Source organism: Calidithermus chliarophilus DSM 9957, from assembly GCF_000430045.1.
GTDB classification, from domain to species: Bacteria; Deinococcota; Deinococci; order Deinococcales; family Thermaceae; genus Calidithermus; species Calidithermus chliarophilus.
The window spans coordinates 138,944-150,678 of the sequence record NZ_KE387026.1; the positions used below are offsets into that span (position 1 = coordinate 138,944).

6 protein-coding genes are annotated in these 11,735 nt (G+C 68.8%); 4 read left to right on the forward strand and 2 right to left on the reverse strand.

Annotated elements, in window-relative coordinates; genetic code table 11:
- Nucleotides 1-1,196: M66 family metalloprotease (locus tag MEICH_RS25705; protein WP_245587701.1), on the reverse strand; the 1,196-nt coding region annotated here is incomplete at its 3' end.
- A gap of 211 nt (nucleotides 1,197-1,407) precedes the next feature.
- Nucleotides 1,408-4,347, reverse strand: a complete 2,940-nt coding sequence (uvrA, locus tag MEICH_RS0116935; RefSeq protein ID WP_027893579.1) for an excinuclease ABC subunit UvrA — start codon at nucleotides 4,345-4,347, stop codon at nucleotides 1,408-1,410.
- Nucleotides 4,348-4,479: 132 nt separating this feature from the next.
- Here uvrA and trmD point away from each other — a divergent pair, with 132 nt between their 5' ends.
- From trmD to MEICH_RS0116955, 4 genes are all read left to right on the forward strand, one after another.
- Nucleotides 4,480-5,190: a tRNA (guanosine(37)-N1)-methyltransferase TrmD gene (trmD, locus tag MEICH_RS0116940; RefSeq protein ID WP_027893580.1), complete on the forward strand. Its 711-nt coding sequence runs from the start codon at nucleotides 4,480-4,482 to the stop codon at nucleotides 5,188-5,190.
- Nucleotides 5,191-5,505: 315 nt separating this feature from the next.
- Nucleotides 5,506-5,919, forward strand: a complete 414-nt coding sequence (gene rplS, locus MEICH_RS0116945) for a 50S ribosomal protein L19 (RefSeq protein ID WP_027893581.1) — start codon at nucleotides 5,506-5,508, stop codon at nucleotides 5,917-5,919.
- Nucleotides 5,920-6,128: 209 nt separating this feature from the next.
- Nucleotides 6,129-9,065, forward strand: coding sequence for an insulinase family protein (locus MEICH_RS0116950; protein WP_027893582.1), 2,937 nt, complete (start codon nucleotides 6,129-6,131; stop codon nucleotides 9,063-9,065).
- Nucleotides 9,066-9,278: 213 nt separating this feature from the next.
- Nucleotides 9,279-11,603 carry a penicillin acylase family protein gene (locus MEICH_RS0116955; protein WP_245587702.1) on the forward strand — a complete coding sequence of 775 codons (2,325 nt, stop codon included), beginning with the start codon at nucleotides 9,279-9,281 and terminating at the stop codon, nucleotides 11,601-11,603.
- Nucleotides 11,604-11,735: the final 132 nt, after the last annotated feature.

Below are 11,735 nucleotides of genomic sequence, written 5' to 3' on the forward strand. Positions count from 1 at the left end.
GCCTGGCTGCCGTGGGGCACCTCGACGGTCTCGGGCTCGAAGGCGGCCTCCACGGCGCCGCTCGCGGTCTGCAGCCGCAGCCGGTAGCCGCCCGCGCGGGGCGCGTCGGGGGCAAGGCCGAGCTTGAAGACCGGGTCCAGGTGGACCTGGCCGTCCCTGATCCTGCCGCTGACGAGGTAGGAGGGGCCCTGCCCCGTCGCACGCAGGTTGGGGCTCGAGGGGTACTTCTCGAGGTAACCCTGCGCCTTGTCGTAGTGGTAGTCGGAGACCCAGTTGGGGCTGCAGTAGCTCATGATGTCCTTGAGCGTGGGGGCCTGCAGGGCGTTGGCGAAGCGGTCGTAGCCCCAGGTCTGGGTGGGGGCCCCGGGGTAGGGGTAGTTGGGGTCGCCCTCCACCCCGCACGGGGCGTGGAGCAGGCCGAAGTTGTGGCCGACCTCGTGGGTCATCACGCGGAAGCTCGGCTGGCCGAAGGCGGTGCGGCCGGGCACGTAGGCGATGCCGCCCCCGATGTTGCCGACGCAGTAGTAGGCGCGGCTGCTGTTGTCGCTGACCTGGACCCGGCGGCACTCGCCCAGGAGCTGGCCCCAGTCGGTGTACTGCGAGGTGTAGCCGGCCCGCTCCTTCACGTCGACGCTGGTGAGGGGCCAGAGCTTGAGCAGGTTCTTGCGGATGGTCTCGAGGTCGTAGGCGGGCGGGGCCTTGCCGCCCACCACCACCGGGACGACGGTGAGGTAGAAGGCGAGTTCCTTGCCCACGGCGGGCTCGAGGGTGAGCCGGTTGTCGGTCTCCACGCCCTCGCCGATGGCGTTGTCGGGGTCGGCCTCGAGCTCGACCCTCAGCCCGGGCTTGACCCACTCCGCCGGGACGGTGGCGTTGTAGGTGGAGCCGAGCTCGTCCACGCGGGCAGCCTGCGGCACCTGGGCGGCCCCCTCGAGCTTCAGCTCCCCCAGGTAGGTCCCGGCGGCGAACACCCGCGCCCGCAGCCTGGCGGGCAGCTCGGGCCGGTCGGCGGTGTAGTAGACCCGCAGCAGCGCCGGCTTCCCCCCGACCAGGCGCAGCCCGTCCTTGAGAAGGCTCTGGCCGACCTCGGCCTTCTCGATCCTGACCTCGCCGGTATAGGCCGGGGCCGGCGGGCGGTTGCTGCACCCCACCAGGGCCAGCAGCCCCAGCAACACTCCTTTAGGCCACGCGCTCATGCCACTCTCCCCCATCTCCAGACGACGCACTCGAGCCCCTCACCCACCACGACCTCCGGCGTGAGGGATAAAGATTTCCTCTAACTTTATCGCCCGGCTTCCGGGGGGGCGGTGAGTCTAAACCTCAAATGAAGGCCCCGCCCGGCCGGGGGTTGGCTCGAGCCGACCTTCCCGGCCCAGCCACCGGCCGTTGACCGCCCTTACGCGAAGCCTAGTCCGCCGCCACGCCCGTCTTCTGCGCGATCTCGGGGATGCGGGCCAGGAAGGCCCCGGTGGGGCTGTGGGTGCTGGCGACCTGCTCGGGGGTGCCCTCCGCGACGATCTGGCCGCCCCGGGCCCCGCCTTCGGGGCCGAGGTCGATGACCCAGTCGGAGGTCTTGACCACGTCCATGTTGTGCTCGATGACCACCACCGTGTTGCCCGCGTCCACCAGGCGGTGCAGCACGTTGAGCAGCTTGGCGGTGTCCTCGAAGTGTAACCCCGTGGTGGGCTCGTCGAGGATGTAGAGGGTGCGGCCGGTGGCCTTGCGGCCAAGCTCGGTGGCGAGCTTGATGCGCTGGGCCTCCCCGCCGGAGAGCGTGGGCGAGGGCTGGCCGAGCTTCATGTAGCCCAGGCCCACGTCGAGCATGAGCTGGAGCTTGCGGGCGATGGTGGGCACGTTCTCGAAGAAGGCCAGGCCCTCCTCGACGGTCATGTCGAGCACGTCGGCGATGGACTTGCCGCGGAACTTGACCTCCAGTGTCTCCTTGTTGTAGCGCTTGCCCTTGCACACCTCGCACTGCACGTAGAGGTCGGGCAGGAAGAGCATCTCGATCTTCTTGGTGCCGTCGCCGCCGCAGGCCTCGCAGCGCCCGCCCTTGACGTTGAAGCTGAAGCGCCCGGCCTGGTAGCCGCGCTTGCGGGCTTCGGGGGTCTTGGTGAAGAGGTCGCGGATCTCGTCGAAGATGCCGGTGTAGGTCGCGGGGTTGGAGCGCGGGGTGCGGCCGATGGGCGACTGGTCGATCTCGATGACCTTGTCGAGGTGCTCCAAGCCCTCGATCTTGTCGAAGCGCCCGGGGATGGTCTTGGCCCGCATCAGGTCGCGGGCGAGGGCGGCGTAGAGCACGTCGTGCACGAGGGTGCTCTTGCCCGAGCCCGAGGGGCCGGTGATCGCCACGAAGCGGCCGAGCGGGACGCGCAGGTCCACGTTCTTGAGGTTGTGCTCGCGGGCACCGCGCACCACGAGGCTCTTGCCGTTGCCCTTGCGCCGCAGCTTGGGGACTTCGATGTGCCGGGTGCCCTTGAGGTAGGCCCCGGTGAGGCTGTTGGGGTTGTCGAGGATGTCCTGCAGCACCCCCTCGGCCACGACGTGCCCGCCGTGGATGCCCGCACCCGGCCCCATGTCCACGATCCAGTCGGCCTCGCGCATGGTGTCCTCGTCGTGCTCGACGACGAGCAGGGTGTTGCCCAGGTTGCGCAGCTTCTTCAGCGTGCCGATGAGGCGTTGGTTGTCCTTGGGGTGCAGCCCGATGGAGGGCTCGTCGAGCACGTAGAGCACCCCGGTGAGGCCCGAGCCCACCTGGGTCGCCAGGCGGATGCGCTGGGCCTCGCCGCCCGAGAGGGTGTTGGCGGCGCGGTCGAGGGTGAGGTAGTCGAGGCCGACGTCCTCGAGGAAGCCCAGCCGGCTGGTGATCTCGCGCCAGATGGGCGCGGCCACCTGGGCCTGGAACTCGTTGAGGTCGCGCTTCTCCGACGGCTCGGCCAGCCCCTCGATGGGGATGCGGAACTCGGCCAGGCGCTCGCAGGCCTCGATGACGCGGTTCTGGCCCAGCGCCTCGAAGAACTGCCGGGCCTCGCGCACGGGGAGGTTGGACACGTCGGCGATGTTGAACAGCCCCACCCGCACCGACAGCACCTCCTTCTTGTAGCGCGTGCCCGAGCAGGCCGGGCAGGGCTGGAGGGTCATGTAGGCCTCCAGCGCCTCGCGCAGCCCCTCCGACTCGGTCTCCTGGTAGCGCTTCTCGAGCCACGGCAGCACGCCCTCGTAGTGCACCTGGAAGCGCAGCGTCTCGCGCCCGCCCCGGCGGAACACCACCTCGAAGGGCTCGGGCAGCCCGTAGATGACCGCGTCCTGGGCGGCCTTGGGCAGTTCCTTGAAGGGGGCCTTCATGTCGAAGCCCATGTGCTCGGCCAGCGCCCGCAGGCGGTCCCAGAGGTAGCCCTTGCCGTTGTCGCGCCCCTTGGACCAGGGGATGATGGCCCCCTCGGCCAGGGAGAGCTCGGGGTTGACCACGAGCGCTGGGTCGAAGACCTGGTTGTAGCCCAGCCCCGAGCAGTCGGGGCAGGCGCCGTAGGGGGCGTTGAAGGAAAAGATGCGCGGCTCGAGCTCCTCGAGCACGCTGCCGTGCTCGGGGCAGGCGAACTTCTCGGAGAAAAGCTCCTCGCTGGCGTCGTCGGGGTAGAGCACCCGCATCAGGCCCTCCCCGCGCAGCAGCGCCAGCTCGACCGACTCGGCGATGCGGCTGCGCTCCTCGGCCTTGAGCACCACCCGGTCGATCACCAAGTCGATGTCGTGCTTCTCGTACTTCTCGAGCTTGAGGCCCAGGGCCTCCTCGAGGGTGTAGATCACCCCGTCCACCCGCACCCGGGCGTAGCCCTCCTTCTGGAGCTGCAAAAACTCCTTGCGGTACTCGCCCTTGCGCCCGCGCACGACCGGGGCCATCAGGATGGCCCGCGTGCCCTCGGGCCGGCGGAAGAGCCGGTCGGTGATCTCGGAGGCCGACTGCCGCTCGATGGGCCGCCCGCAGTGCGGGCAGAAGGCGGTGCCCACCCGCGCGAAGAGCAGGCGCAGGTAGTCGTGGACCTCGGTCACGGTGCCCACCGTCGAGCGGGGGTTGTGCGAGGTGGTCTTCTGGTCGATGGAGATGGCCGGGGAGAGCCCCTCGATGCTGTCGACGTCGGGCTTCTCCATCACCCCCAGGAACTGGCGGGCGTAGCTCGACAAGGACTCCACGTAGCGCCGCTGGCCCTCGGCGTAAATGGTGTCGAAGGCCAGGGTGCTCTTGCCCGAGCCCGAGACCCCCGTAATGACAATGAACTGCCCGCGGGGCAGTTCAACGGTAATGTTCTTGAGGTTATGTTCCCGCGCTCCACGTACGATGATGCGGTCCATCCGAAGGAGTATAACACCGGCTTTGGGTTATGTAAATAACATATGCAAGCCTCAGCGGCAGGGTGTATGATGCAGGATTGCCCGGCCGGCCGCAGGGGCTAAGCTGGAAGGGCCCGCGCCCGGCGCACCGCTATGAAATACACCATCCTGACCCTTTTCCCCAACCTGATCCGGCCCTGGCTCGAGGAGTCGCTCATCGCCAAGGCCCTCGAGCGGGGGCTGCTCGAGGTCGAGGTCCACGACATCCGCGAGCACGCCACCGACAAGCACCGCACCGTCGACGACACCCCCTACGGCGGCGGGGCGGGGATGGTGATGCGCGTGGACGTGGTAGTGAAGGCCATCGAGGCCGCCGGCCCCGCCGACGAGGTGATCCTGCTGTCCCCCGCGGGCCGGCCCTTCGACCAGCGCATGGCCGAGGAGCTCGCCGCCAAGCAGCACCTGGTGCTGGTGTGCGGCCGCTACGAGGGCATCGACGCCCGGGTGGAGCACTTCGTCACCCGCGAGGTCTCCATCGGGGATTACGTGCTGATGGGCGGCGAGCTGGGCGCGCTGGTGCTGCTCGAGGCCACCTCGAGGCTCGTCCCCGGCGTGATCAAGGAGGCCGAAAGCCACCAGCAGGATTCCTTCGCCCAGGGCCTCCTCGACTACCCCCACTACACCCGCCCCCCCGAGTTCCGCGGCCTGGGCGTCCCGGAAATCCTCACCTCGGGCCATCACGCCAAGATCGCCGAGTGGCGCCGGAAACAGGCCCTGCTGCGCACCAAGCAGCGGCGGCCGGACCTCCTGGAGCACGCCGAGCTGACGCCGAAGGATCTGGCGTGGCTCGAGGAGGAGGCGTGAAGTGTGCCGAACGCGAAACGCCGATAGCCAAACGCAAAACGCCAGACGCCTTGTTCCCCCCTTAGCAAGGGGGGTTAGGGGGGATAAACCCTCCCCGCGCGCCGGGAAGGGTAAACCACGAGCTACAAGCTGACCGCTGAGAGCTGACGGCTGACTGCCGCCCTCCCTGTTTGACTCTCCCTGTGCGCTGCTGCTATACTTTCAAGCCGCTGTGCCGAGTGTCGCGCGCTGCGTGGCACGCTCGAGGCCTATCGACCCAAGAACCCGTCGCCCAGGCGACGCAAGCAAAGGTTCCGCTGGGAACAGGAGCAAGCCATGAACCGTGGTGCCCTACTCAAAGTTGTCGAACAGCCGTACGTCCGTACCGACATCCCCCCCTTCCGCGCCGGCGACACCGTCAAGGTCAACTACAAGGTGCGCGAAGGCAACCGGACCCGCATCCAGGCCTACGAAGGCGTGGTGATCAAGGTCAAGCGCAACGGCTTCAACTCCTCCTTCACCGTGCGCAAGATCTCCTTCGGCGAAGGCGTAGAGCGCGTGTTCCCCTTCAACTCCCCCCTCATCGACTCGGTGACGGTGGTGGGTTACGGCAAGGTGCGCCGCGCCAAGCTGTACTACCTGCGCGACCTGCGCGGCAAGGCGGCCCGCATCAAGACCGACCGCGCCCGCGTGGGCGGCAGGGGCGGAGAAGCGGCTCCCGCCGCCGAAGCCCCGGCTCAGGGCGAGTAAAAGCGGCTCTCGAGTTCGCCTTTCGGAATGTCCCGCTCGATCGAGCGGGACATTCCGGGTTTTATCGCACTCTTCACAGACGTTGCCTCCCATCCGGGAGGCAACTGTTCTGTACACGACGCAAAGGTCGAGTTAGTGAGAGGCTTAAATCATTACGAAGAGTGCTCTAACCCTTTTCCCTCGAGCAGACATGCCTTAGGCTTGACGGCATGACCACACTGGAAGCAAGCCAGAAGATCGGCAACTACCGGGTGCTGGAAGTGCGGGAGCTGCCGCACCTCCGGGGCCAGTACATCCGCCTGCTGCACGAGCCCACCGGCGCCCAGCACATCCACGTCGCCTGCCCCGACGACAACAACGCCTTTTGCGTGAGCTTCCCCACCGTACCCCAGGACTCCACCGGCATCGCGCACATCCTCGAGCACATCGTGCTCGCGGGCTCGGAGCGTTACCCGGTGCGCGATCCCTTCTTCAGCATGATGCCGCGTTCGCTCGCCACCTTCATGAACGCGCTCACCTACCCCGACCGCACCGCCTACCCCTTCTCCACCCGGGTCGAGAAGGACTACTACAACCTGCTCGAGGTCTACCTCGACGCCTGCTTTTTCCCCCGCATCGACTACGAGGCCTTCCGGCAGGAGGGCTGGCGCTACCAGTTCGCCGAGCTCGAAAACCCCGGTTCGCCCCTGCAGTACGGCGGGGTGGTCTTCAACGAGATGAAGGGCATGATGTCGACTCCTGCCTACGTCATGTTCCGCAACCTCGGCCGGGCGGTCTTCCCCGGGCTGACCTACGCCAACAACTCCGGCGGCGACCCCCGCCACATCCCCGAACTCACCTGGGAGGCGCTCAAGGACTTCCACGCGCGGCACTACCACCCCTCCAACGCCTACTTCTACACCTACGGCAACCTGCCGCTCGAGCGGACCCTCACCGCCATCGAGCGCTACGCCCTCGCGCGCTTCGGCCGCATCGACCCCGGCACCGCCATCCCCGACCAGGAGCGCTTCAGCGCGCCCCGGCGGCACGAGGCCGTCTACCCGCTGGCCCCCAGCGAGAACCCCGACAAGAAGTCGCAGGTGCTGGTGGCGTGGCTCACCACCTTCGTCGGCGACGTGGTGGAGGTGCTGGGGCTGTCGGTGCTGCAGCGGGTGCTGCTCGCCAACGCCGCCTCGCCCCTGCGCAAGGCGCTGCTCGAGAGCAAGATCGGCGAGGCGTTGGCCGACAGCACCGGCTTCAACACCGTCTTCCGCGAGGCGGTGTTCGCCGCCGGGCTCAAGGGGGTCAACCCCGAGGACGCCGACCGCATCGAGGGGCTGATCCTGGACACCCTGCACGAGCTCGTGCGCGGGGGCGTGCACCAGGGCATGGTGGACGCGGCCATCCACCGCTTGGAGCTCGAGTCGCGCGAGGTGTCGAACCAGGGCTTCCCCTACGCGCTCAAGGTCTTCTTCCAGATGGCCGGGCCCTACCTCCACGGGGGCGACCCCTACCTGGCGCTGCAGTTCGACGCGGCGCTGGAGCGCCTGCAGGCCGAGCGCGCCAAGGGCCTGTTCTTCGAGAACCTCATCCGCAAGCACTTCCTCGACAACCCCCACCGCGCCACCATCGTGCTCAAGCCCGACCAGACCCTCACCGAACGGCAGGAGCGCGAGGAGCGCGAGAAGCTGGAGCGCGTCCGGGCCAGCCTCTCCGAGGCCGAGGTGCGGCGCATCGTCGAGGAGGCCAAGGCGCTCAAGCAGCGGCAGGAGGCCAAGGAGGACCGCTCGGTGCTGCCGACCCTCGAGCTCGCCGACATCCCCATGGGCTTCGAGGACGTGCCCCATGTCGTCAAGATCGTGCAGGGCGCTACGGTGGGGCTCTTCCCCCAGCCCACCAACGGGATCAGCTACCTCGACCTGAGCTTCGACTTCTCGGGGCTGCCCGAGCGCTACCTCGAGCTGCTGCCGCTCTTCGCCTTCGTGGTGACGCGCATGGGCGGGGGGAAGAGCGACTACCTCGAGATGGCCGCCCGCGTCGAGGCCCACACCGGGGGCCTGACCGCCGGGGCCTCGCTGCGCTCGCTCCCCGAGGACTTCGGCGCCTTCCGCCGCTCCTTCGGCCTGTCGGGCAAGGCGCTCTACCGCAACCACGCCGAGTTCTTCGCCATCCTGCGCGACCTGCTCACCGCGCTGCGCTGGGACAGGGCCCACCTCAAGAACCTGCTGGGGCAGCTCAAGGCGAGCTACGAGGCCCAGGTCGTGCAGGCGGGCCACGTCTACGCCATGCGGCTCGCCGCGCAGCAGTTCGGCGGGGTGGCTGCGCTGCGGGAGCGGCTGGAGGGGCTCTCCCAGGTCGCGACCCTCAAGCGCCTGGCCGCCCTGGACGAAGCGGGCCTGAGCGGGCTGCTCGACGACCTCGAGGCCCTGCGCCAGCACCTCTTCCGCAGCGGCGGGCTGCGGGTGTGCGTGACGGCGGAGGAGGCGGTGCTGCCGGAGCTGGAGGAGCGGCTCGAGCAGCTCCTGGCCGCGCTGCCCGACGGGGCGGGCGTCGCCGGGGCGGGCGAGGGGAGCCTGCCCGGCAAGAGGCTGGTTCCCCAGGCGCGCACCACCGCCGTGGCCGTGGCCTACGACGCCAAGCTCTTCCAGACGGTGCCCTACACCCACCCCGACGCGCCCGCGCTGCAAGCGCTCGCCAACCTGCTGCGCTCGGAGTACCTGCACAAGGAGATCCGCGAGAAGGGTGGGGCCTACGGGGGCTTCGCCGTGTTCAACCCGGAGAGCGGGATGTTCGGCCTGCTGTCCTACCGCGACCCCCACATCGTGCGCACCTTCGAGGTGTACGGCGGCATCCACGACTTCCTGGCCCGAGAACTCGAGCCCGAAAAGGTCAAGGAGGCCATCATGAGCGCGGCCGGCGACATCGACCCCCTGCTCTCCCCCGACTCCAAGGGCCGCACCCGCTTCTTCGACGACCTCGCGGGCTACACCCTCGAGCGCAAGCGGCAGTACAAGGAGCGGCTGCTGCAGGTGACGCTGGGCGACCTGCGCCGGGTGGCCCACACCTACCTCTCGGGCGAGGCCGCCCTCGCGGTGATCGCCGGCGAGGAAAAGGTTAAGGAAGCTAATCAAATGCTGGAACCGCCCTTCGAAGTGGCTGCAATTTAAGCGCATTCCAGGTAGAATACTGCCGGATTGGGGAAAAGCCCCTCGATCCGGCAGTTCTGCTGCCCTTTGCGTTCACCCCTGGGGCTGCCCTAAATTTCTCGAAAAATCGGGCTCGAAATTGGCCTGAGGCCGTGGTCTGTCCTCATTCCGCCGTCCTGACTATAGATCGGGTTCATCGCCGTCGCGTGGTGGTGTGTAAGGGGGAGGATCAGGTTGAAGCGATGGGCAAAGGTCGTGTTCGGGCTGGCTTTGGCAGTGACGGTCGGATCGGGACTGGGTTATCTGGCGCTGCCCCAGGTGGTGCGCTGGTGTTGCAGCCCGCAGTACGAGGGGCGGTTGCGCCTGGAGGGCCTGCGGGCGCCGGTGACGCTCGAGCGCGAGCCCAGCGGGGTCGTGCACATCCGGGCGCAGTCGGTGCCTGACGCCTTCTTTGCGCTGGGGGTCGCCCACGCCCAGGACCGGCTGTTCCAGATCGACCTGCAGCGGCACATCGGGGCCGGGCGGCTGTCCGAGCTCTTCGGCAGCGCGACGCTGGCGCAGGACAAGTTCATGCGCACGCTGGGGCTCTACCGCGCCGCCGAGCGCACCTACGAAGGGCTCTCGCCCGAGGGCAAGGCGGTGGTGGAGGCTTACCGGCAGGGCATCAACAGCTACCTCGCCTCCGACCCACCGCTGCCGCTGGAGTACCGCGTCCAGGGGCTCAAGCCCCGCCCCTGGAGCGCCGCCGACGTGCTGGTGTGGGCCAAGGTGATGGCCTTCGACCTCTCCGGCAACTGGCGCTACGAGCTCGGGCGCTACGCCCGCGCCCGCCAGGGCATGAGCGTGGCCCGCATGAACGAGCTGCTGCCGCCCTACCCCGGCGACGAGGCCGCCATCGAGCGCTCCGCCGACGCGGCGCAGGTGCAGCGGCTGGGGCGGCTCGAGCTGCGGGAGCAGGCCCTGCTGAGCTACGTGCGCGGCCTGCCGGCGGGCCTGCTGCCCGCCGAGCGCGACCTACGCACCGCCTCCAACAACTGGGCAGTGGCCGGGAGCCGCACCCGCACGGGCGCCCCCCTGCTCGCCAACGACCCCCACCTGGGGCTGAGCGTCCCCTCCCCGTGGTACTTAGTCCACCTCGAGGCCCCCGGCTACAACGTCATCGGGGCCAGCGTGGCCGGGCTGCCGGGGGTGGTGATCGGGCGCAACCCCCACGTAGCCTGGGGCGTCACCGCCATGGGCGCCGACGTTCAGGACCTCTACGTGCTGCGCCCCATCGGTAAGGGGTACTGGTACGGCGGCCGGGTGGTTCCCTTCGCCGAGCGCAAGGAGGTCATCCGGGTGCGCGGGGGCAAGGACGTGGAGCTCGTGGTGCGCGAGAGCGTCTACGGCCCCGTGCTCAACGACCTGGTGGGCGAGGCGGGCAAGACCCCGGTGGCCCTGCGCTGGGTGGGCCTCGAGCCCGGCGACCGCACCCTCGAGGCCGTGGTCAAGCTGGGCCGGGTGCGCGACTGGCAGCAGTTCAAGGAAGCCCTTGCCGACTACGCCGTACCCACCCAAAACTTCGTCTACGCCGACCGCGAGGGCAACATCGGGCAGCTCTCGGCGGGCCGCTTCCCCCTGCGCCAGCCCGGGCACGTGGGCGCGCTGCCGGTGGCGGGCACGGGCGAGTACGACTGGCGCGGCTGGGTCGCCCCGGCCGAGTGGCCCCAGCACTACAACCCCGCGCAGGGCTTCGTCGCGACCGCCAACAACAAGGTGCTCGAGCCCGGCTACCCCCACCTGCTCACCGTGGACTGGGAACAGCCCTACCGCGTCGAGCGCATCCGGCAGTTGCTCTCCCGGCCTCAGAAGTTCGGCCTGGAGGACATGCAGGCCATGCAACTCGACACCCGCTCGCTGCTGGTGGAGCAATTCCGCCCCTCCATCGCCCGCCTGCCGCTGTCGAGCCCCGAGGCCAAGGCCTGGCGGCAGCGCCTGCTGGCCTGGGACGGCGACATGCGGCCCGAGTTGCAGGAGCCCACCGTGTTCAACGCCTGGTACAGCGAGCTCTCGCGCCTTCCCAGCCGCGAGATCGGGCTGGAGTTCTGGGACCAGCCCCGCTACCTGCTGCGCGCGCTCGAGCACGGCGACCCCAACTGTCCCGGGCGCGACTGCCTGGCCTACGCCGCCCAGGCCTTCGAACGAACCCTGCTGCGCCTGGGCCGCCAGGTCCCGCGCTGGGGCGACGCCCACGCCGCCCGCTTCACCCACTCCATCCTCACCCACACCCCCCTGCGCTTCATCTCCGACCGCACCCTCCCCCAGGGCGGGGACAACTACACCCTCGAGCGCGCCTCCTACGACCCCCAAACCCTCCGCACCAACGGCGGCGCCACCTACCGCCAGATCGTGGACCTGGCCAACCCGGAAAACTCCCTCTTCATGCTCCCCACCGGCCAGAGCGCCCACCTCTTCAGCCCCCACTACAGCGACCTGCTGCCGCTGTGGAAGGAAAACCGCTACCTGCCGATGAAAACGCGGGATTACCCGGTGGTCCAGACGTTGGTGTTGGAGCCGTAGTGAGGGGGTGCTGATAGTCGATAGTCGATAGCTGATAGCCAAACGCAAAACGCAAGACGCAAAACGCCTCGTTGGGGTTAATCATCCACTGGGGTTGTGCCCGCCCCCCAGGCCAACTACAGCCCCACTTCC